Raw genomic sequence first — 23,024 nt, 5'->3', positions numbered from 1 at the left:
CCCATAATTAAGAGATTACTGTTTTTAATGACACATTTCATTTACACCATATATAATTACTTCATAACATTGTAGTAAAATCAAATCCTAAAGGTTTTTATACTCTGCTTAGAAAAGCTTACTAGTATTTTTCTAAGCATTTTTTAATGCATAAATTTAATTTTTTACTACACATTTCTGTTCTGTTACACTCTAAAATTAAAAAGCCCTAAACGCTAATCTATTGATTATGAACGTTTAGGACTTTACTTTTATGACCCATACGGGAATCGAACCCATGATTTCACCGTTAAAATCAGTATTTATCAGCAGAAGATCACTATTTACTAGAATGTCGTATTTTCAATGTTTTTACGCGTTTTTCAATATTCACTTATATCTTGTTTTATACCATTTTTTTAGAGGTTGCAAGTTCGGTTGCAAGTTTTTATACTATGATCAGGCACTGAATTTATAGCCAATAGTCCATATTTCAGCTTCCTAAGTATTTGCATAAATTTAAATCATTCACTTAATCCCTTGCTATGTCTATCTATTATTTCTGATGCCTTAATGCTTAATAAATTATCTTCTTCCTCATTTTCATGCTCAAATTCCAATCCTATTGAATGTACTGCATCAATCATCATACGAGTAAATAGTATTTCTTTTTCTTCTTCTGAAAACTCTTCTATTGGAATATCATTTATATATCTATTTATAGTCCAATTATTTTCATCAAACTTCTTTTTAGCCATATTCTCAATCTCCTTACTTTTTACACCTGTAGCTATATCACTGTCCCACTCTAAAATTATCACTTTTATAATTTTTGATACTTACCTTATTCATCTTTTCAACCTCTATTCGTTTAAGTTCTCCCATTCTCCATTGGTCAGCAAGCGACTTTTTAAATCTCCAAGGAAATGTCTCTGAATGGGGTATTTCATCTAAACGATTTTCTATCCATTTAGCACTTACTCCCCAATACTCAGCGAGTTGCTTTTTGCTAAGCCACTTATCTGTCATCTCCTGCTGTATAAGTTCTCTTATAGTATCTCTAAGTGTTTCATTAATGCTCTTCTTTAAATCATCAAAAAACGTTTCTACAATCCCATATTATCTCCTCTCATCCTGTTAAATTTAACAAAATAAATCTTCACCTAAGTTCTTATATTCTTTAAGCTTTTTATCTATTAACTTACTAACATTTTTTCTATTTAAGGAATATGTATTATCTTTTATATTTGCTACAACAATCCTAAATAGAATAATCATCCCAATAATCATAGCAATTAAAAATATCGCATTAGCAAAAGAGCTTTGTATTATAGGAATAAAGGCTAACAAACTAATAGTAGGTATTATAAATATAAATACCAAAAGTACAAAATAATCTCCTGCATTTATTATCATCTTAATAGATCTTAGCATGCTGTTATTTTTGCTTGGTCTATTATCTATGAAATCAACACACATTATCTTATATAATTTATCCTTTGATTCTTCATTATCATCTTTAACTTGGTACTATGTCAAGAAAAAGCACAAATTAAAATGAGAAGTTTTCCTATGATTTAACTTACTTTGGTAACATTTACTTTTTGAATTTGCCTATATAATTTTTCAAACTGATTTGGTGAAATGTAATCACAATGACTATGTATTCTTACTGTATTATAGAATGCTTCGATGTACTCAAAAACAAGGGTGTAGGCGTGCTCATAATCTCTTATTTTAAAGCGATTGAGCCATTCTCTTTTGATGAGTGCATGAAAGGACTCTATACAGGCATTATCCCATGGATAGGCCTTCTTAGAATAACTTGTCTGCATTTTTAATGTTGCTTTTTTATATTCTTTTGATACATACTGGCTGCCGCGATCACTATAAATAATTAAAGGATTTTCTAGTTTTCTTCTAGCTTTTGCTTTATTGATTGTTTTAATAACACAAGATACTTCTAAGCTTTGAGATAAAGTCCAGGCTATAATTTTACGAGAAAACAGATCCATAATACTCGTCAAATATACGAATCCATCTATTGTCCATATGTAAGTTATATCAGTACACCAAGCGGTATTTGGCCCATCAGGATTAAAGTTTTCATTTAAAACATTATTAAGTATAGCGCTAAAATCATAATCCCTAGTAGTTACAGTATATGGTTTAATATATTGTGCCTTAATATGCATTTCTTTCATATATTTACCAATAGTACGTTCTGATATTTTTTCACCTGATTTTTGAAGTACTTTTGTGATTTTTGGTGCGCCATAATTTTGATAGGAATCATCATAGATTTCTTTGATTCTAGCCTTAATAACGTGTTTACGCTTAGCTTGTTTAGATGGTTTACGTTTTAACCAAGCATTATATCCTGATCTTGAAACGCCTAAATATAACAGCATCCCGCTAACAGAAACGCGGCGTTTTTTCTGAGTTTCTTCAGTTTTATGTTTGACTTCTAGATAAATCGCTTCAGTTATTTTCCCAGAATGCTGATAGCTTTTTTTAGTACATCAAGTGCATCTTCAGCATCTCTTAATTGACGCTTTAAACGAGCAATTTCTTTCTTGTCATCACTTGCATAATTACCAGAACCACGATACTGAACTTCACCAGTATCTTTGACTTCACTTAGCCATCTTGACAATGTTGATTGTCCAATACCTAGATTTTTTGCACAACCCAATACACCTAAATCCTGATGTTCTTGGTAGTACTTAATAGCATTTTCCTTAAACTCTTTATTGTGTGCTTTTGCCATGATAAAGTCCCCTTTGCTTAATATGATTATTATTTTAATACCAATAAGGAACTTTCTCAATTTATCTTGTGCTATTTATATTCTAACTCCATAGAAACTTTTTTATTGTGTAAAATCTCATTGTGCTTCAATACATTTTTCAAAGTATTATACATCTTCTTATATAAGTTATCTATTTATATTATAAAATTCGAAATTGCTTGCTTATGCTCTTAAAACAAATCTACTTTTTTCTCTTTACCTAATCTTGCATATACAATTCTTATTTTTTAAAATATTCTTTCATGCTATACTGTATCTAAAAACGGAGGAATTATTTTGGAAAATATATTTTTTATGGGTTTTCTAATACTCTTAACAGTTCTTAAAAATTTATATAAAATATTTGCTGAAGGTGCTCCCAAAAGAGAGTATATTTTATCATGTTTACAATTAATAATTTGGTATTTTTCCTTTCTATTACTCAATTTTCTATTTCCCTCTTTAAAGATATTTGGTGATAATTTTACATTCTACTTAATAGGGGCATGGGCTTTTATTATGTTAGTGGCATTCCTATTAAGAAAAAAGTATAAATAATTTTTATGATATTAAAGATTGGAGCCTTGCTATGAATAATAAACTGGAACTTTTCATTGAAATCATTGCACTTATATGTGTACTTATTGGAAATGTACTGTTTGCTCTCTCTTTAGGGGGAATGCTCTCTGCGCTATTAGTTACAATAGGACTGTTAATTCATATATCTTTTCGTACATATGAATCATATAGGTGCAAAAATATACAATCTATCATTATTGAATCATCTCTATTATGTCTTTTATTATGTCTGATAGTTTGTATCATATTTTCTCTTACATAAAAATTCATTTTAAGAGGAAGAAAAGGTAAAGCCTAAGCCTTACCTCTATTTGATACTTTTTCTATAGTGTTGTGGGATACTCCTGCTAGTTTAGCTAGTTTGCCTCTAGTCTCTTGTGATTTAGATTTTTGTTCAGCAGATTTCTGCGTAACAGATTCTATGGGTTTTCTTATTTGTCTTTCCTTAGCCTTAGCTTGAATGATAGGTTTGAGTCTTATCGTATTCCTTTTGCCCTATTTAACTGTTGCATGAATGCTGTTAATTGGTTCATAATCTTGCTAATATCACTAGGATTTTTAACGACATTTGTCACTGTCATATTTGCATTTGTATTATTATTAGTGCTATAAGAAGACGTATTATAATTGTTACCAGATGTGGCTTGAAGCTTGCTAGAGGCGGCAGCTAATGTCATTCCGCTTATACCACTAGCAATACCTCCTACATCACCTAAGCTTAAGCCACTAAATGCACTTCGTAAAGCATTAACCCCTTCTAGTTGTATCCTTAGGCTATTTAAAAAAGCATTATCTCTTTCTTCTAACTGTTTCTTTAACATTTCCGTGATACTTGTTTGAATAGTTGTAGATTCCTCTAACATTTTATTTTGAGTCTCTTTATAGGCAGCTAGTTTTTCCTTTTCAAGGTTTTTGGCAATATCAGCTTCATTCTTGGCTTGATCTATTTTATCCTGTAATAATACCTTGTCACTCTTAAGCTGTTGCTTTCTTGTGTAATCTCTCTTAGCCTGCTGTGTATCATTAAGTTCCTCTGCTAGTTTTTCAAATTCTTCTTGAGTCCTAGCGTTCTTCATACGCTCTTCCAAATCAGCTATCTTTTCATCATACTCTTTTTGCTTTTGTAACTCTTCTTCCTTATCGTATTGCTCCTGTAAAGCATCAATTTGGCCTGGTAAGCTTCAACTTTTCTATTGCACTCTTCATCTATCATTGCAATAGTCTTGTTGTACTCTTCTTCTTTAGCTTTAATATTAGCTTCTACAGTCTTTTTAACAGCTTCTTGTTTCTTTTTCTCAAGCTCCTCTTGCTGTTCAGCTAGTTCTTTCTCTACTCTATAAATCTCCTTAGCCATTTCTTTCTTGTATTCTGCAGATTGTTTAGAGTACTCTGCAATACGTTCATAAGCTTTTTTCTCTTCATCCAAAGACAGTCTATTGTAATACTTTTCTTGTTCAACCCATTCTTTAGATTTCTCAATTTTAGTATCAAGTAATTTAGAAGAGATTTCTGCCTTTTGATACTCATTAAAAGTATATTTATTCAAGGCTTCTTCAAACATTTTTATTTCCTCATCATAAGAAAGTTGGCCTAAGCTTCTCTTTCTCTCCATGATGTCAAGGTAGTTGTTGTACATATACTCTTCAATATCCACTTTTTCTTCTGCGGTAGAAGCATAGGCTGCTTTAATCTTTTCGAGTTGGGCCATTTCTTCACTAAGGCCTACTTGACCTATTTTTCTACTTTTCTCAAATGCTTCAATCGCCTTATTTAAAGGACTATCTTTGTCTTTTCCACTAGAAGAACTTCCGGAACCCACATTGGCTGTTACAATATCTATATTTTTAATCTCTTCTTGGATCTTCTTAAACTCGACAAGGTTGTTGCTGTACTCGTTATACATATCTTGAAGTTCTTTGCTTTGAGACATTTTATATGTAAATGCACCCGAGTCTTGAATTGAACCATCATCATTAAACTTCAAGCCGCTTAATGCTTGCTGAGCTTTGACCTCTTGCAAGTACAACTTAATTCTAGCTTGCGTTTGAGACATTACTTGTTTTGTCTTTGATGCTTCATTCTCTAGTTGCTGTTTAGTAGAGGTTGTAAGTCCATCTTTAACCTTTTCTAATGCAGAAGCTTCTAAAGTGTATTTACCTGTTGTGCTATCAATACATGCCTCTAATTCTGGGTATTGCCTAGTAAGATTGATGATTTCATCTGCGCTTAATTCATTGCCTTCTTTGACCTTTTGTATTACTTTTTCGAGTTCATCCAGTTTACCCGAATAGGTTTCAGTTTTTCCGAAGATTTCTTCTAGTCGTTTAGCTAATTCATCTGCCTCTTCTTCGAGAACTTCTAGTCCGTCAGCAACACCTTTAGGATTTAAATTATCATTCATAGCTTTTCCTACAATTGGCAAAGATTTAAGCATGTCTGCCACAAATTCTTGATATTCAGTATCCATGTTTAATATAGACTGTCCAAACATCATTTTAATAGCTTTTGATTGTTCTTCTGTATATTCTACCACTTTTTGTAACTCTAACTGCTGTTTAACTTCTTTAAGTTGATTAGAATACTCAAAATTAAAAGCTTCATATTGCGCTTGTGAATACCTTTCAAGTACTTCACCTAGATTAGACCACTCAGTATATAATTTGTCATACAACCCAGTGTTATCTATTCCATATTTTCTAGCATTCTGAACGATTTCTCCTAATAAATCTTTATAATGTTCTGCATCTGCAGAGTCAAATTTCATCTGAATACCATTACCATTGTATGAAGATATTTCTATTAAAGCCTTGTATTCTTTGCTTACCTCAGATAGAGCTTTACCCCATGCCTCCATATTTTTGTTTCCACCCAAATTACTTGAGCCAGCAGAAAACCAACTACTTTTTGCTAATTTGTCTAATTCATCTTTAGAGTCTATTAATTCTTGGCCTAATGCTATTCCAGCATCAACTTTTTTCTTTTCCTTTAACTTGTTGAGTAACTCTATTTGTTCGCTATACTTACCGTTTACAATATCAATTCCACTTGCTTCTAGTCCATATGAGTCAATAAGTTCTTCCTGTATAGCCTTAAGTTGTTCTTTTTTATCCTTATCATCTTCTTGAAGTTCGAAGAAATTTTAAAATCATTTAAAAACCTCTGCCACTTTCATAACGTTAACATCTTAAACTCTAACGAGTACAAAATGCTTAAATTAATGGATTCAAATGCATTCAAGGCATTTTTAATAGGAATAATTGAATTATCAAAAGAAGGTGAGTAGATGTCTGAAGAACAGCCAAAGAAGAAAAGAAAACCTAGAAGTAAAGCCAACGGTGAAGGTACCATCTATACCACTACAAAGAACGGTAAGACGTATTATAAAGCTACCCTTACAGTTGGTACTGATGAAGATGGAAAGCTCATTAGAAAGTCTTTCTGTGGTTATAAGAAACAAGATGTTGTTAAGCGAATGAATGATTGTAAGCACAAGCTTGATAATGGCCTACTCGAAAAGGATAATGCCTATACAGTAGAAACATGGTTACATACTTGGCTATTTGACTTTAGGGTACATGATCTAAAAGATACTACATTTACAAAATACGATAGCTTATACAGAAACTATATTAAAGACTCCACAATAGGTTCTATAAAGCTTTCTGACCTTAGGGCAACACACTTACAATCCTATTACAAAGAGCTCTTAGAAAGTGGAACACGAGCTAATATCATAAGAACAGTCAATAAACACTTAGGCACTAGCATGAACCTAGCTTTAAAACAGGGACTTGTTATGAGAAACTATTGCGACCTGGTAACACTTCCAAAGGCAGAAAAGAAAGATGATGAAGTTATTAAGTGCTTTTCAGAAACTGAGCAAAAGACTCTTATTGCTTCTCTAGAAGGAAATAGAAACAAACCTTTATATTTAACTGCTTTAGGTTGTGGTCTTCGCCTAGGTGAAATCATAGGCTTAAAATGGGAAGATATTGACTTCAAGAAAGAAACCATTAGTATAAAAAGGGCAGTCTCTAATATAGCTAAAGTTAAAAGTGATGGTACTCGTGAATGGGGAGTTATAGAGCATACCCCTAAAACAGAAACAAGTGTTAGGACAATCCCGATACCTAAGACTTTAGTAAAGGCATTAAAGCAGCATAAGACGGAACAAAGTAAGGAAAAGTTAAAGTATGGTGATTTATATACTGACTATAATCTAGTATTCTGCAGCGAATACGGTAACTACTTTGATACTTGCAATTTAACCAGATCATACACCAGGCACTTAAAAAAAAATAGGTCTGCCTTATAGAAACTTTCATTCCCTAAGACACACCTATGCAACTAGACTATTTGAAAATAATGTACCACTTAAAACCGTACAAGCATTATTAGGCCATAAAGACATAGCTACCACTATGAATATATACACTCATGTAATGCCAGAAAAAATGACTAATGAAGTTCAATGTTTAAATAAAATACTTGGTTAGGCCCTGTATAACAGAGCCTATTTTTTATGTTGCTTGATATGACGTTGCAAGTCGGTTGCAATTTTTTGACCTATTGCAAGTTAAAAATAAAAATAGCTAAAACTTGTATCTATTGATACTCTAAACTTTAGCTATACATTTTATGACCCATACGGGAATCGAACCCATGATTTCACCGTGAGAGGGTGAAAAAAGTATTTTTCTCAAACTATTGATAATCAATGGCAAGCTAGGGTTTTCAAGCATTTAAGAGCTTATTTTTATTTCTTCTTTTTCATTATTCACTTTAGATCATGGGTATTTATTTAAATTTATTTGCAGTAAAATTTGCAGTTATATTATGTATTATTCATTGACCACTTCTTGCTTAACTTGTTCTTCTTCAACGCTCTTATCACAAAAATCCAGAATATATTGAGGTACAATTTTATACTCTCTAGGATTTAACTGAAATAAAAAATCATTCTGTACATGAAAACTTTCATCTATGTACTTCTTTATTGCACTACCTTTTTCCATGTCACCATCATGCATTATTCTATATATTTGTACCTTTTCATATCCACTTTTGCAAGAGTTGTATGCAGCAATTAACTCATCTCTATCTTTTATTCTTCTATATATTTTATTATAATCAAACTCTGGTATTGAATGCCTAATATTGCTTTGAGCAATTTCAAACTCATCTTGTGTCATTTCTCTCTTTGGTTCACTATTATCAGGCTGGTATATTGGCTTATCACGGCCTTTATGAAATACATTAGAAACTAATTGCCATTCTAGTCCCTTAGATTGCGTAATTTCTAAAAATCTACGATAATATATTAGCTTATGTAAAATATCTTGTGACTGCTCCATATTGTCCCCACAAATTTCTAGAAAAGATTTTATATCATTCTTCTCAATCTTCTTTTCCTCAATCTGTCCATTAATATTGGCTAAATATGCCGCTACTGGTTTAGGTTGAAAATACTGAGCCATGTTGTATATAGAATCTATTATAGGCTCAAAATCATGTGTTAACATCAATACTGTTTTATCTTGGAAAGAATCTTTTCCTCTAAATAGCATGTTTAATATAGCATACTTTTTATTATTGTCAAATGAAGAAATTGGGTCATCCAATACAACAAAATCTGCTTTCTCCTTTATTGCTTGATACATAAATAACACTAACGCGAAAGCATTTCTCTCTCCATAACTTAAATATGCTCTAGCTTCTGCTACTGTTTCCTGCCCCTCTAAAAATTTTAGCATTAATTTATACTGTTCTTCACCTTCAGGTTGTTCTATAGTAACAAAGTACTTATACCCTGCTGAAGCTAAGAAACCATTTATCTTGTTACTATATTTTTCTATTGTCTTAGCTATTTCCTTCTTTTGCTTAGCAATTTCACCTTGTAATTCTCCTGCTCGCTCAATTACTTGTTGTAAAGATGTATTAATAGTGTCTATTTTACTTTTCGTATAGTTACAATTCATCTTAGGAAAATAATCCAGATTAATCTTTAACTTTTCTAATTCCACAACTACTCTATCTACATCTTTTAATGCATTAAAGCCAATAAACTTTAGTTTCACCAGTGAATCTCTTAAGCTACTCACCTCAGCTTTTACACTTTTTAAATATTCTACCTGTTGATCTGATATACCATCTGTATTAACAACAATTCCATCAATCACTTGTTGAGTTGAATCATTAAAATAATGTTTTAAAGAATCAAATACCTCCAATATTTTACTTAACAGTGCCAAATACTTTGTGTCATATTCATCGCTTACTTTTAAAATAGTTTCTTTTGGAGTTGTTATTGTAGATACACAGTATGGACATTTTTCCGCAATTTCAAGATATTCCTTTCCTTGTACTTGCCATTTCAACCACTTAACGCTTGTCCCAGTTGCTTTTAGAAATGGCTCATATACCTTTAGATCATCTGGAATACTTTGCAATTTATTTCCCTTTCCTAAACTCTTTCCTAGTTCACCCGATTTTGAATATCCATTCTGGGTATTGCCAAAACTATTAATAAATACTGTCAAATCATTAATTAGCTGATCAAGTTCTGGGTTTTCTTTAAACGTGTTAGCAATTGTTGAAATCAATCTTTCTATTTCTTCCATATGCTTATCATACTGTTCTGTTCTAACAAATATTTCGAAGCTATTCTCCAACACATCTTCTTTTTTAAAAACATACTTATTTACATAATCTTCATTAAAAATACAGACCTTATTAATCTGTCCATCTATATGTATCTGTGGGTTATGAACCTCTTCATTATCATTCAAATACTTAAATGGTCTTAGTTCATTAACCTTTCCTAACATATTCTTTTCTATTGCATGTGCTATTGTTGATTTTCCAGTACCATTAATTGCATACTTAATATTTAATTTGTTCTCTTGAATTTCTATTTCTCCACTATCTACATTATTACAATTAGAAATAGCTATCCTCATAATTTATCTCCCCCATCTTTTGTAATCTAATATCCTATTTTTTACCTTCATATATACATATATACTTATACACAGACTGTCGACTTACATCACATAATCTGGCTAATTCTGTTTTATTAATCTGTGCATTCTTATACTTTGGGTAATGTTTAATAAAGCAACTAGGTAATGTTTCAATAGATGTAATAGGTCTCCCGATTACTTTTCCTTTAGCTACAGCATTTGCCATTCCACTTTTTACACGTTCAGATATCATATTGCGTTCCATTTCAGCAAATACCCCCATCATCTTAAGCATCCCGTCAGTCATTGCATCAAGTTCACCATTTCTACAATCGACTATAAAACCACCAATAACTAACTTTAGTTGCTTTTCTTTAACAATTTCAATGATTTGACATAGCTGCTTTGTACTTCTTGTAATACGTGATACTTCAGTTGTTACAATTGTATCCCCTTCTTGTACTTGATCCAGTAATCTATTTAACTCTACTCGATCTACTTTAGTACCACTTTCATATTCCCAATAGATATTCTTTTCATCCACACACCCCAAAGCTTTAAGTTCTCGCTTCTGTCTATTAATATTCTGCTTATTTTCATTTGTTGAACATCTTGCATATCCATATGTAGTCATTTCTAGTTTCCACCTTTTGTCATTTATCAGCATAATATTATCCCATATTTTTCCAAATGTCAACAAAAAGGTTACTCGTTTTTCTTTTACATATTCTTGCTATTTTATTTGTTTTATAAGCTATATTTTAATCCCCTAAAAATGTCAACGAAATCATTTGTTTTCTTTTACATTAGTAGACTCCAAACTAGTCACAACTTAACTAATAAAAAATCATCGTATTTTCTACGTTTTTTCTTATATTCCACTTAATAAAAAAGGCTTTTTTATAGCCTTCAAAATCAAATTATTCTTTTCTACCCATTGATAGCTCTATATTTGTTTTAATATTGTTTACTCTATACACCATAAATTTTTCATTTTAGGAATTTTATGTGTATAGTTGGGGGCACGTGGTCTTGAGTGTAAGCTTGAATTTCAGTTTAACTAGTAGGGGGGGAATCATCAACTAGCCTTTTTATTTGTTCTATTCTCTCTGGCGCTAGATCATAGTCAATATAAAAATACCCTTCTTTATTTACCCTCCACTTACATAGCCTATCTTTTCTATGTAACCCTAGTTTTTTATAAATATAGTTATAACGATATACAATCTCTTTAATAAGGTCTTTTTCGATATCACATTTTATAGTAGTTGCTTTCCAGAATATTTCATTCTTCTTTTCTGAGAATTCTTCTTCAAGCTTTATTGCATCCTTGTACATTGCTATAAGTGTAACTAATTTACTTGATGCCAGTCCTATATTAATTTTATCAATTGTATTTATAAAATCTTCTCTATCCAGGATTTTCTCTGCAGTTTCTGTAAACTGATTATTTTTTAACTGTTGATGCCTATTAGTTAATTCTAATATAGGTGCTTCATCTGGAGATACACTTTCAATATATAACTTTCGATATAATTCTTGCCTTACAAGTATCATATATAATGGCGCATATACTTGTTTTAAAACTTCTGTTCTAGCTTCTTCATTTTTGGATTTATAATACTTGTATACTCCCGCTACTGCTGTTATTAGTGCTAAAGTAGTTCCTATCACAAGCGTAACCCATTCAACTTTAGTACTAATAATTTGCTCCAACATTAACTGTCTGGTTAATTCTTCAACATTCATTTATATTCTCCCCCTATATAATCCAATCTACCTCACTACTATCACCAATCTGCAAGTTAAATATTTAATGCCTATTTACCATTTGGCATAGATTGTAATATCTCTTTAGTTTTTTCAGTCATTGTGATCCAATAAATAGTAATATCTATTAACTGTTTTAAATCATTTATATCTTTGTCTATCCACCGTCTCTCATAATGGGTCTCATCATTTCCAAGCCAAATTGCTCGTTTTGCTATCTGCTTTATATTGTCATTTTGTATATATTGATCAATACATTTTCCAATAAGCATTTTTTTTATCTCATCAACATTTTGCACTTTTACTTGCTTAATTAAGTAGTCTTTAATTAAAAATTCTAAGGCTTTTCTATATCCCATCCCTGAAATGCTAGATAATTGTAATTGCTCTGCTTTATAGGATTGGTTATAGATATCTACAAACTCAGGAGAAAATTTTTGAATTACTGTTTCAAACTTTCTAATGCTAGGTATGTATGGTGAAACACTCTGCAGTTCTATATATACTTCTTTGGCTACATCATCATCTTCTTTTACTAAATAATTAGCTATAAACAACTCCCTACAGTCATTCAACGGACAAATACAAATCACTTGTATTTGCTGAGTTTTTATTTTTTCACCACAAATTTCTCTATCAAACGTTCCAAGATATTTAGGTGCAATTTTACGATGACAAAAGGGACACTTAGTTGGTTCTTTGTTTACTAATAGTTGTCTAGTGTCATCTTCATCTCTACTAATTATTCGATAGGGTTCTATTGAAATAGGTATCATATAATCTTCATACATCATATTACAACCTCTTCTTTCTTATCCAATCTACCAATCTCTTATACTTTTATCTCCAATCTGTAAGTTACACACCCTACAAAGCACAGCTACATTATCCAACTAGATAAGCTTCAGCTAATAGGCTAATAGATATATTGGAATTTATCGATGGAATTACAGTAGTTCGTACCATCCGCTGGTGTCAACTACGGAGTCTTTGAAATAAGCTATAAATATGTCAAGAACATCACCTGTAGAAAGATGGTCGCAGGCAAGTATCTTTACACGCCTATTTCTTGCCTTTTTAGCCAGACCGGCTTCAATGTGCAGAAATCCAGATTCCTTGGCTGGGCAAACTTGAAGAAAAGCAATATGATTGATCGCATTGGGCGGCGTCAGGACAAAAAACTCTGCATATCCTTCTTCGATATCAGTCAAAGCATCATCAATACAGGCAATAAAATGCTTGGGATCTACTAAGAACTCCTTATCGCCAGTACGTGCAATCCACCCCTTCTGTTCTGGTATATTCTTTTTTTCAAATAACTTGAAAAGGCACATGTTGTACCTCCTTTCTAATGCATTGTTACACTACAAATTCTAATTTACCAATCCACTACACTACTATCACCAATCTGTAAGTTACACCTCCTACAAAGACAACTACATTCTAAATCCCATTAATTCTTTTTATTCTCTCAAATATAACATATGTAGCCCTCAGATATTTGTCATATCTTGTTACATTAACGATATATTTTTACATTAATATGCTTTAACAGTACTTTATAGTAAAAAGAATAGACACCTATTTCTAGGTGCCTCGTTTATATATTATTAAACTACTAATAAACCATCTTTAAATGCTTTTTCACTTAAATTCCCAGCCATATAATTTAGCATACCAAATACATTATGATGCATAATGGCTATTTTCCTTATATACTCTGAGCCAATAGTATCTACTAATTGCTGTGGTTGCAACACATAAGCCTTTACTGCTCTATCTCCTTTCATAGCTTTCGCCAGTACTCTATGGTTACCATCTATTAATACAAGTGGCGGTGTTAAGCATGGGAACATGCCTACTATAACTGGTTCATCATTTAGTGCTACATCCCCTACATGAGTTGGATCTATTTGATTTGTATCACTTGCCCATACAAGTAAGTCTGTAGGCACATCCACTGGCTTAATGCCATATTCTTTAATTTGCTCTTTAAGCTGATCTATAAACCATACTACTTTATAGTAGCTGTCATCTGTTATAAATATTTGCTTATCGAAATACTCTAGATTCTTCCCTATTGGGATGTTGGTTGGTAATGGAAATCCATCGTATTCTCCCTCTTTTAATAGGTCATAGTATTCCTTAAACATTCCTTCATAGTCATATTTATTTTGTATCGGTAAAATGCTTTTAATCAATGCTTCTCTATTCTTAAACAATGTATCTATCTTATATTCTCCGTCTCTTTTTAGTCTCATTTCTTTGCTCCTTTTCAAGTCCTTCTTTTTCGTTATCATTTTCCTGGCTTCTTGCGGTAGTCCAATCGGTAGCTGTTACTTTCAAATCCTTTGATTATCATATGCTTAGCTAGTTTCGGTAGTATACACTCAAACCTAGCTTTACTAATAAGCTATTTTATCCTTTTAAAGTCTTCTTATTGATTAGCTCTATACATAAACTACTTATCCTTTTAACTATCTCTACTACCGATAACCCTTGATATGCCTAACTTCTTCTACCTACTAAACTACCGAAAAACCATCTATAAACTCTCTTAACTCACATTAGCAATTAACAAACTGATTGACTGTTAGTACTAATGCTATATCTCTATAAAAAACATTCCTTCCATCGCTTTCTTTAGGAATGCGTTTCTTCATATCTAAGCCAAATCTTGTTTTATTATCTGGCACTTCATTATTTGCTCTACACCATTCTACATATTTGGTATACAAATCCTTTGCTTGTACTTTTGAGCCTTCCTTAGAAATTGTACACTCTTTAAGAAAAAGACCTAATGTATCACTTTCTTCTTTAAATTCATGCACTAGATTAATAACTGCTGGCGGCTCTTTTAGTCCTTCCTCCCAATATAGATGGATACCTTGAATGCACCACCATAAAATGCCCTCTACTTCTTTCATAAGTTTTTCTTTTAAATGCTTATCTTTCTTTTCCTCTGGCAAATCTAGCTTAAAAGGAATGACCTTTAATCGTCTCCAAATCCCTTTATCCGTTCCTACAACCTCTGGCATATGATTCGTAAATAACCACAACTTGAACTGTGGTAAAAAAGAAGTCGGCTCACAATACAAACGTCTTGCTGTCACCTTATCTTCTCCTGTAAGCTGTTTGATTAATCCTTCGTTAAATCGAACACCTTTATTACTTTCTACGCATACAACTAAACGTGCGTCCATTAAATTGACAATGTCAGGACTAGCCTCTGATCCTTGTCTAATTTGAGAGATTGTTTCTGCCTGTGGACACTTCACATAGTCATTCAATATATAACTCAAAACGTCCTTAAATACCCCTTTCCCATTGGCTCCATCACCATACCCAATAAACATACACTGCTCATGAGTAAAGCCTGTTAAACTGTAACCTATGGCTTTTTGAACATACCTCATTAACTCTCTATCCCCTAAGAAAATCTGCTTTATAAATTTTTCCCAATTAGGAGCTGCTACATTTTCTACATATGCAACATTGGTGACTTGCGAAAGATAGTCTGTCGCTCGATGTTCTTTAAGCTGCTTTTCATTAATATCGTAAGTACCATTAGGCATATTAATAAGGTATCTTGGCTGATTGAAGTGTGTAGACACAATCGGCAATAAATGCTTGGTCTCATTCAAAATAGAACTCTTTCCTCTATAACTTCTACAATTTTTAAGGTGCATATTGTATAAGAAAGTTTGTTTCTTTTTCTCTCTGCCCTCTGGCATTTTACTTAAGATTAAATCAAAGTCATGCCCCATACGTTCAATCATTTCACCAGCCAGTATTCTGACACCATCTACTCTATCTTCTTCCCACTTAATGCCATTGTATAGATACCATTTATTCATATCATAGGCAAAGCAAAGTCTATCTTTGTACATTAAGGCCATCGTATGAGCATTATCTGTATCATCTAATCGATAATTCTTATAAGGCTCACTCATTCGCTTTTGCTCCTCTACTTGCTCAATGAGCTCTAAGAGTTCATGCTTGGTATGTCCTTCTTCTAGGTAGTCTGTCACATCACCATGTGGTGCTTTGCTCGGTACGACCACCTTAATGGTTTTAGCAACTGCTGCTAGGTCAGCACAGATTTTCTTACTCAGTTGCCCTCCTGCTTCATCATTATCTTGAAGAATGATTACATCTAGGTTCTCAAAGTATTGCTTAAAATCCTCTACCCATGCAGTAGCTCCCCCTGCTGTCGTGGCTAAAAGTCCCAATTGATGTAGGGTGTGGACATCCTTCTCACCCTCTACGTAATAGATAGGCTTCTGTTGTTCTTTGGCTTCCTTAATAGCTGATTTATTATAAAGTGTCTTATTAATGTTCTTAAAAACATTCTTCCAAATCACATTTTCTTCCTTTACACGAAAATGACGAATTTCCTTGCCCTCATATCGTGCCTTATAGTACAATACATTTTGCAGTTGATCATCATAATAGGGATATAAGGCTTCCAATCTTAAATCACCCTTTTTAGGATCTTGCCACACCTTTACTTTTTCTCGCCAAGTTAGAGTATAGGTGTTGTTTTGTTTAAAGAGATGTTTCATTTCTAAGCCAATAACGCCTAGAATCATTTCTGGACTGCATCCTGCATGACAATGTAATAAAATACGTTCATCCGTTTCTTTGATTGATAAACTTGGTTCTTTATCTCTATGAGCAGGACAGCAACAAATATATGAGTCTGCTCCATTCTTTTTTACCTTTTCTAGCCTTTCTAATAAATCCTCGATCCTCAAATCTTTCCTCCTGAATGTCTTCCTTAAATGTCTTTTTATATTATTAGTGCATAATTTCTTTTTTGCTTTGTAAATACTTATATAAATCCTGTTCATCTACTCTTAATGCCCTTTTACCTAATACAATCTTAGGAAAGCCTTTTGACCAGAACATATTATAAGTTGCTGTTGTACTTAATCCAGTAATAGTTTGTGTCTGCTTCGGTGTTAATAATTTCATCTTTCTCTTACTCCTCTGTTAATAAATCTTCTACTTTTACTTCTAATGCCTTAGCTAATTTACCAATAGTCTGTGGTCTTGCTATCTGCCTACCACTTTTTATTCGCTGCAATGTCGTTCTAGATATTCCAGCACTTGTAGATAGTTTTTCAAATGACAAACAATTTCTAGCCATTTCAATATCCAACTTATGTGTATCGATTTTCAAACTTTCACCTCCTTTTCGAGATACATATTGTATCCATTATAGTTTTATGATACGATACATTCTGTATCAAGTCAACCTAGTTTTTTACTTTTATGTATACATTCTGTATCGTTCGTGGTAAATTACTATAGAAGGGAGTGTACTAATATGTTAGGAACCAATATTAAAAATGCTAGAAAAAAACTTAACTTAACTCAAAAAGAACTTGCTGATAGTGTAGGTATTGCAGCAATTACGATAAGAAAATATGAAAGTGGAGAAAGAGAACCCAGTTTAAAGACTATAGAAAAAATAGCCTCTATCCTTGAAGTCTCTCCCTACGAATTACTAAATGATACTCCAACAGCTTCTTTTTTTGAGCAAAAAGCAATTACAAATACTGCCAATAATCTCTTATTATTAACAAGTATACCTAATACTAAGGTGCATCTACTTGCAGAAAATCTAGAATTTCTAGTTCAAAACGTAACAGATAATGTTTCTAATCAGCATAATGTTCCTTCTGACTGGTTTGACTATACTGATTATGTTGATGGGATGAATAAACTGCTCAATAAGCTATGTATAGTTGCTAATCCTGCAAGATATATTAATGACCCACAACATAAAGAAATTGTCAAAGCAATTGATGATTTTATTGGATATAAACTTAATCAATTTAATGAAGAACAGGAGGATTAAATGACCAAAGCTACACAAGAAAAGACTAAAAAGAAAGGACAAAATGCAGACGGACTCTATACTGCTACCGTTGATACAGGTATGCGAAATGCTAACGGTACTAAAAAATACAAATATTTTAGAGCCAAAACTAAAAAAGAATTAAAAGCAAAAGTAGATGCTTATAAAATGGATGTGGCACTTAATGGTAAACCACTGGATAAAACAACTGTAACGCTCTCTGAATGGGTTTATCAGTTCTTATTTGTTCATGTGATTCATGAAGTCGCACCTACTACATTTCACCGCTATGTTAATCTATATGAGGTGCATATAAAAGATAGTGCTATTGGTGACATAGGCTTACAATCCATTACACATACACAAATACAACGATATTTCAACAATAAAACTGATAAGGCAAAAGCCACCTTACAAAAAATAAAAAACCTATTAAATAAGGCTTTTAAATCAGCCATTCATAATAACTTCATTAGGCATAATCCTATGGATGGTATCATCATCCCTAAAACTGCTAAAGAAGCCAAAGAGATCAAAATACTAACTACTGAAGAACAATTACGCTATATAGAAGCCTCCAAAGAAGAACCAAATGGTCTCTTCCTTCGTCTAGCTCTCTATACTGGTATGAGACTAGGAGAAATCCTTGCACTTAAATGGGAAAATGTGGACTTAGATAAAGGGACTATCACTATTAAGGAGAGCATGAAACGTTCAAGAGTCTACAGTGATGATGGCACCTTTACTGTTAAGGATGTGATTAAAGAACCTAAAACTAAAAAAGGTATCAGGCTCATTTATATACCTGATATCCTTATTAATGAACTAAAATGTATTGAAAAATCTAATGGTCTAGTATTTGAGACCAATGAATCTACGGTTAATCATATGCATGATAGGATCTGTGCTGCTGCTAAAATCAATCCTAATACGCTTATTAAGGATGACTCTGAAACAACTACCTACGGTGTAGGCATTCATGCTTTAAGGCATACGTTAGCCACTAGACTACTTGAAAACAATGTAAATATAAAATATGTAAGCGATATATTAGGCCATAAAAATATTACTACAACTTATAACATCTATAGTCATGTATTAGATGATAGTAAAAGAGAAGTAGCTACTACAATTAATCAAATCTTTACTTATTAAAAGGCTCAGTACACTTTAACTGAGCTTATTTTTATAGAATAGATTTTTCACTGTCATCTAGTAATAAATCCCATGTCACAAAGTTTATTTACAGTTTTAAGGAATAGTTTAGAATTATCTTCTCTAAATCTTAAATACTCTTGATTTACTATCTTCCCCTGACAATGAGGTAATTCCCCTAACGAAAAACTATTATATTCTCCACGTTTCTCCTGATCGATTAATGCCTCAATTATAGAAGCACCAATAAGTGAAAATCTTTCAATGTCATAAAAACTAACAATTTTTATATGATTACTCATCCATATGTATGCTGATGACCCAATCTCAATCTTTAACTTTTGAGCTGCATTTTCATAAATTAAATGCCGTGGAATATAATTATCTTCCAATATTGCTGCTATACCCCATGTATTTTCCCTTGTAATTTTTATATCTGAAATAAACGGATTATATTTTATTCCGAATGCTTTAGTTAGCTGATTATAGATCTGGACAATTATTTTACCCATAATATCTATGGTTTTATCGAAACTTCTTTTATCCATTACTCTTAAGCCAATACTTGGTACAGAAGATTTACTGTCAATTAATAAATACTGGTCCTTTTCTCTTAATAGAACATCTAACGATTTTCCAGTATCTTGCTTTGATTTTTCATAATCAACCTCTTTAAATATTTCATCATATGACATAGAATTTTTTAGCAGCTCATACAAGTAATTTTCTAGAACCTCTTTACCAATCTTTTGTCGCAATGAATCATTATTCTGCGTAATCCTATATAATAACGATGAAGAAACATTTCTCTTAATAAGATGTGGCAAAGGAAAATAAACATAATTATTTTCTTGAATAAATGCATAGGTATACGAAGGTCTCAGGCAATATATATATAACTCTGGTTTATCTGTCACTAACTTTAATTGTCTAATATATTCATCTCTTGTAATTGATAAAGCACTATATGCATTAGGATAGAACTCATTCAGTACATAGTTTACAATTTTATTAATATCAGCTTTGTCAGGAATACTATAGATAGTATTTAAAAAATACCCAAGTTCCATAAATTCATTAAAACCAACGCCAAACTTATCAATAAAGCATTTTTGTACATCAACATTTTCACTTTTATAATTTAATATATAACTATATTTAAATAGCCTATAATAGAAACATTCTTGTGGATAAAATTGATTTAATCCCAAACTTACAAGCATCATTGCCAATCCATTTTCGTCCAAATTTTTAGGTGCATAATCTCGAATAGCATTAATCATATGTATAAACTTATTTTCTTCTTTACCATCGAAATTATTGTTATTATATTCCTTATTTGATGTAATAGCCAACAATACAAAAGTCTCTAATTCCCAAGGATATGGAATCCTTAACCTTAACATTTTCTCTATGTTAATAGCTCCATTAACATCAACTAATTTATGTGAATATTTATGACATATACGCATTTTTTCTTCAAAACTATATCTATTTAAAATTCTACCAATATCACCATAAGTACAATAATGATTTTCCCCTAGCAAATACTCATCCCCCATAATAGGATTACTATGATTATCAATCTAAGCATTAATGAATTAGATTAGTGATCTTAACCCCATCTAACCTTAATAAAGTATTAGATTCCTCCATATGCCATCCATCTTCTTTTTTGGCTAAAAAACATAAAACTCCATATACTGGTTTCTTTTTCTTAAACGCAATATTTCCTTCAATAGCTATCTTAGATGCACTAAGTATCTTTGTTCTCTCTTCCTCATCTCGAAAATAATATGTAATACCTACAACAATCTGATTATTGCAGTTTATTTTAGATGCACACTTAGATTTAGGATGCCCATTCAACTTAGATGTAATACCATTATTAGTCCTTATAGCAAAACATCCTGCATAAAATGGTGCATAGGCATACATCTCTACCATATCAAAACAAAATTCTATATTCATCCATCCATAACCATAGTCATTGTAATTCAGTAATGAAAATGTACTCTCGTCTAGTTCAGAATATGGATTATCTGAGTTAAATAATTTTGCTTTACATTCACGTAATACTAAACAGTTTTGTCTTATTTTTGTGCTCTCATTGACCTCATTTTGTGCCGAAAATATTGTCTGTACCCCACCTATCAAATCAACTACCGCGCCTACATTTTCTAACATAATCTTTAGTATCCCCCCCATTTACTATAAATAAAATAAAGTGTGCTTTATAAAAGTAAAACCAAAATTTGCAGTTTATTTGCAGTTAATGCAAAAAGAGCCCAACTATCTCTAGCTGGACTCCTTGTCGTTCTAAGCATGACCCATACGGGAATCGAACCCATGATTTCACCGTGAGAGGGTGACGTCTTGACCGCTTGACCAATGGGCCGGAACATGTATTAGTTTACCACACTGTTTTATTTTTTTCAATATCAAATAAATATTTTTTATTTTATGTTTAAGTAAAAAATACTAGAAAGGCTATTAGCCCCTCTAGTATTAGGTTAAGCTTCTACGGCTTCTTCCTTTACTTTAGACTTGTTTTTACCCACAAGTTCAAAGGTTTCTATAACCACATTAGTGCTTGTCCTTTGAGCGCCATCCTTATTAACATATGATTCACTTGCTAAATGGCCTGATACAGCTAATTTGGTGCCCTTTTGCACATAACTGGATAGACGTTCAGCTTGAGTACCGAAGGCTACCATATTAATAAAGTCTGCTGATCTATCCTTGCTTCCTATTGGATTCACTGCTAAAACAAATTGCACATATTTATGATGTGTTGCAGATTCTTTAAGTTCTAAATCCCTAGTAACATTGCCCATTAAATTCACTTGATTCATAGTGTACCTCCTTTGTTTTTAGGAGTATACTCACTTTTTCAAATATTATACACTTTTCCTGCTTAACTCTTAACTTTTTCTAAATATTCATAAGCCTCATTGATATCGCGAATTTTTTGATTAGCAAAAGCAATATAATCTTCTGGAACGCTACCAGAAGCTAATTTATCTGGATGATATTCTTTAACAAGCTTTCTATAAGCTTTCTTGATTTCTGATAGACTTGCATCAGGACTAACACCTAATACTTCAGAATATTTTTTCACCAAATCTTCTCTGCTTTGCATACCTGGATTGCCTCCACCTTGGTAGCCATAGCTTTCTCCAGTAAAGGCTGCTCTAATAGCTTGGTATTCATAAGCTGAAATACCTAGGTCTAATAAAATTTGTCTTGTCATATTTTCTTTAGCAGTATTGGTATCTCCACCTTGCATAGCAATACCTATGAATAGATAGGCTAATGCTAAAATAATATCTCGGCGATGACCATAATAAGTCTTGACCACTTGGGTAAAAATTTGATAATGCTCAGGATGATCTTTACCATAATCAAAAGCTTCAGCATAGCTATTGAGCTCTGATGCACTCATTCCAAAATGCCCTGCTATAAACTGCTTTATAAAATGAATTTCATCTTTTGTTACACTACCATCTGACTTAGCAATCATAGCTGATAAAGCCATCATTGAAGCAATGACAGGATTTTTATCTTTAAAAGCTGGTTCATCCCTGATTTCCTTTGGCAATTTAGGATATTTTTTAGGCATATAGCAAATACCTATCAGTATAAAAATTGGAAATGGCCAAGGTAAAATTAACGTTAATCCTGCCCATATCCAGCTATTTCTCCCTTTAAAATAAGCAATGGCACCTACTAAGCCTGCTAAAGCAAACTTAATCAGCCATAAAAAAAGGCTCATTCCAAGACCCAAAAGCTCCATCAAAAAGTCAACTATAAACATCGTGTCACCTAACACCCTTCTTCTATAAAATCTATTGTCCCATTTTATCATATTTAAAGCTAATATGCATTATGTTCTGCTAATCCTTGGCAAGAATTGTCGATG

General features: G+C 32.2%; 24 protein-coding genes and 1 tRNA gene. 4 read left to right on the top strand and 21 right to left on the bottom strand.

Annotated elements, in window-relative coordinates; genetic code table 11:
- Window positions 1-503: 503 nt before the first annotated feature.
- The 7 genes from QTL86_RS04260 to QTL86_RS04230 all read right to left on the bottom strand — a co-directional run bounded on the left by QTL86_RS04260 (window position 504) and on the right by QTL86_RS04230 (window position 6,203).
- Window positions 504-737: a hypothetical protein gene (locus tag QTL86_RS04260; protein ID WP_410496607.1), complete on the bottom strand. Its 234-nt coding sequence runs from the start codon at window positions 735-737 to the stop codon at window positions 504-506.
- 37 nt (window positions 738-774) lie between these two features.
- A complete protein-coding gene (locus tag QTL86_RS04255; protein ID WP_410496606.1) occupies window positions 775-1,008 on the bottom strand; it encodes a hypothetical protein in 234 nt (77 codons plus the stop codon).
- 114 nt (window positions 1,009-1,122) lie between these two features.
- Window positions 1,123-1,458, bottom strand: a complete 336-nt coding sequence (locus QTL86_RS04250; protein ID WP_410496605.1) for a hypothetical protein — start codon at window positions 1,456-1,458, stop codon at window positions 1,123-1,125.
- Window positions 1,459-1,556: 98 nt separating this feature from the next.
- The gene (locus QTL86_RS04245) at window positions 1,557-2,456 is read right to left on the bottom strand and encodes an IS3 family transposase (RefSeq protein ID WP_410497289.1); all 900 of its coding nucleotides are present in this window, start codon (window positions 2,454-2,456) and stop codon (window positions 1,557-1,559) included.
- 8 nt (window positions 2,457-2,464) lie between these two features.
- Window positions 2,465-2,749 carry a transposase gene (locus QTL86_RS04240; RefSeq protein WP_410496604.1) on the bottom strand — a complete coding sequence of 95 codons (285 nt, stop codon included), beginning with the start codon at window positions 2,747-2,749 and terminating at the stop codon, window positions 2,465-2,467.
- A gap of 1,076 nt (window positions 2,750-3,825) precedes the next feature.
- A complete protein-coding gene (locus QTL86_RS04235; protein ID WP_410496603.1) occupies window positions 3,826-4,425 on the bottom strand; it encodes a hypothetical protein in 600 nt (199 codons plus the stop codon).
- A 17-nt stretch (window positions 4,426-4,442) separates the two neighbouring features.
- Window positions 4,443-6,203 carry a hypothetical protein gene (locus QTL86_RS04230; RefSeq protein ID WP_410496602.1) on the bottom strand — a complete coding sequence of 587 codons (1,761 nt, stop codon included), beginning with the start codon at window positions 6,201-6,203 and terminating at the stop codon, window positions 4,443-4,445.
- Between the two features lie 429 nt (window positions 6,204-6,632).
- On the opposite strand from QTL86_RS04230, the gene xerC reads away from it, so the two are divergent.
- Complete coding sequence (gene xerC, locus QTL86_RS04225; protein ID WP_410496601.1) at window positions 6,633-7,664, top strand: tyrosine recombinase XerC; 1,032 nt, start codon at window positions 6,633-6,635, stop codon at window positions 7,662-7,664.
- A complete protein-coding gene (locus QTL86_RS04220) occupies window positions 7,648-7,845 on the top strand; it encodes a tyrosine-type recombinase/integrase (protein ID WP_410497288.1) in 198 nt (65 codons plus the stop codon). The genes xerC and QTL86_RS04220 overlap by 17 nt, the downstream gene beginning before the upstream one ends.
- Window positions 7,846-8,190: 345 nt before the next feature.
- Here the strand turns inward: QTL86_RS04220 and QTL86_RS04215 are convergent, their stop codons facing one another.
- From QTL86_RS04215 to QTL86_RS04175, 9 genes are all read right to left on the bottom strand, one after another.
- Window positions 8,191-10,308 (bottom strand): AAA family ATPase, encoded by a 2,118-nt coding sequence (locus QTL86_RS04215; protein ID WP_410496600.1) that lies wholly within the window; start codon window positions 10,306-10,308, stop codon window positions 8,191-8,193.
- A gap of 34 nt (window positions 10,309-10,342) precedes the next feature.
- Window positions 10,343-10,945 (bottom strand): recombinase family protein, encoded by a 603-nt coding sequence (locus QTL86_RS04210; protein ID WP_410496599.1) that lies wholly within the window; start codon window positions 10,943-10,945, stop codon window positions 10,343-10,345.
- A 422-nt stretch (window positions 10,946-11,367) separates the two neighbouring features.
- Window positions 11,368-12,060: a hypothetical protein gene (locus tag QTL86_RS04205; protein WP_410496598.1), complete on the bottom strand. Its 693-nt coding sequence runs from the start codon at window positions 12,058-12,060 to the stop codon at window positions 11,368-11,370.
- Window positions 12,061-12,131: 71 nt separating this feature from the next.
- Complete coding sequence (locus QTL86_RS04200) at window positions 12,132-12,875, bottom strand: hypothetical protein (RefSeq protein ID WP_410496597.1); 744 nt, start codon at window positions 12,873-12,875, stop codon at window positions 12,132-12,134.
- 153 nt (window positions 12,876-13,028) lie between these two features.
- Window positions 13,029-13,415, bottom strand: a complete 387-nt coding sequence (locus QTL86_RS04195; protein WP_410496596.1) for a hypothetical protein — start codon at window positions 13,413-13,415, stop codon at window positions 13,029-13,031.
- A 276-nt stretch (window positions 13,416-13,691) separates the two neighbouring features.
- Window positions 13,692-14,342, bottom strand: a complete 651-nt coding sequence (locus tag QTL86_RS04190) for a hypothetical protein (protein ID WP_410496595.1) — start codon at window positions 14,340-14,342, stop codon at window positions 13,692-13,694.
- A 306-nt stretch (window positions 14,343-14,648) separates the two neighbouring features.
- A complete protein-coding gene (locus QTL86_RS04185; protein WP_410496594.1) occupies window positions 14,649-16,838 on the bottom strand; it encodes a phage/plasmid primase, P4 family in 2,190 nt (729 codons plus the stop codon).
- Between the two features lie 43 nt (window positions 16,839-16,881).
- Window positions 16,882-17,058: a helix-turn-helix transcriptional regulator gene (locus tag QTL86_RS04180; protein WP_410496593.1), complete on the bottom strand. Its 177-nt coding sequence runs from the start codon at window positions 17,056-17,058 to the stop codon at window positions 16,882-16,884.
- Window positions 17,059-17,065: 7 nt separating this feature from the next.
- A complete protein-coding gene (locus QTL86_RS04175; protein WP_410496592.1) occupies window positions 17,066-17,266 on the bottom strand; it encodes a helix-turn-helix domain-containing protein in 201 nt (66 codons plus the stop codon).
- A 147-nt stretch (window positions 17,267-17,413) separates the two neighbouring features.
- On the opposite strand from QTL86_RS04175, the gene QTL86_RS04170 reads away from it, so the two are divergent.
- Together QTL86_RS04170 and QTL86_RS04165 are read left to right on the top strand one after the other, a co-directional pair.
- The gene (locus tag QTL86_RS04170) at window positions 17,414-17,947 is read left to right on the top strand and encodes a helix-turn-helix domain-containing protein (protein ID WP_410496591.1); all 534 of its coding nucleotides are present in this window, start codon (window positions 17,414-17,416) and stop codon (window positions 17,945-17,947) included.
- A complete protein-coding gene (locus QTL86_RS04165) occupies window positions 17,948-19,102 on the top strand; it encodes a tyrosine-type recombinase/integrase (protein WP_410496590.1) in 1,155 nt (384 codons plus the stop codon). It abuts the gene before it with no gap.
- 53 nt (window positions 19,103-19,155) lie between these two features.
- Here QTL86_RS04165 and QTL86_RS04160 read toward each other — a convergent pair whose 3' ends face one another.
- The 5 genes from QTL86_RS04160 to QTL86_RS04140 all read right to left on the bottom strand — a co-directional run bounded on the left by QTL86_RS04160 (window position 19,156) and on the right by QTL86_RS04140 (window position 22,970).
- Complete coding sequence (locus QTL86_RS04160) at window positions 19,156-20,664, bottom strand: hypothetical protein (protein WP_410496589.1); 1,509 nt, start codon at window positions 20,662-20,664, stop codon at window positions 19,156-19,158.
- A gap of 31 nt (window positions 20,665-20,695) precedes the next feature.
- Window positions 20,696-21,289 (bottom strand): hypothetical protein, encoded by a 594-nt coding sequence (locus QTL86_RS04155; protein WP_410496588.1) that lies wholly within the window; start codon window positions 21,287-21,289, stop codon window positions 20,696-20,698.
- A 139-nt stretch (window positions 21,290-21,428) separates the two neighbouring features.
- Window positions 21,429-21,500, bottom strand: a tRNA-Glu gene (locus tag QTL86_RS04150).
- Between the two features lie 115 nt (window positions 21,501-21,615).
- Window positions 21,616-21,957, bottom strand: coding sequence for a single-stranded DNA-binding protein (locus tag QTL86_RS04145; protein ID WP_013657625.1), 342 nt, complete (start codon window positions 21,955-21,957; stop codon window positions 21,616-21,618).
- Window positions 21,958-22,019: 62 nt separating this feature from the next.
- Complete coding sequence (locus QTL86_RS04140) at window positions 22,020-22,970, bottom strand: DnaJ domain-containing protein (protein ID WP_410496587.1); 951 nt, start codon at window positions 22,968-22,970, stop codon at window positions 22,020-22,022.
- Between the last annotated feature and the right edge of the window lie 54 nt (window positions 22,971-23,024).

Origin of the sequence: Cellulosilyticum sp. ST5 (assembly GCF_046529625.1) — a bacterium.
Classification (GTDB): domain Bacteria; phylum Bacillota; class Clostridia; order Lachnospirales; family Cellulosilyticaceae; genus Cellulosilyticum; species Cellulosilyticum lentocellum.
Note: the sequence above shows the minus strand (reverse complement) of the source record. Positions and strands in the feature narration are given on the sequence as shown.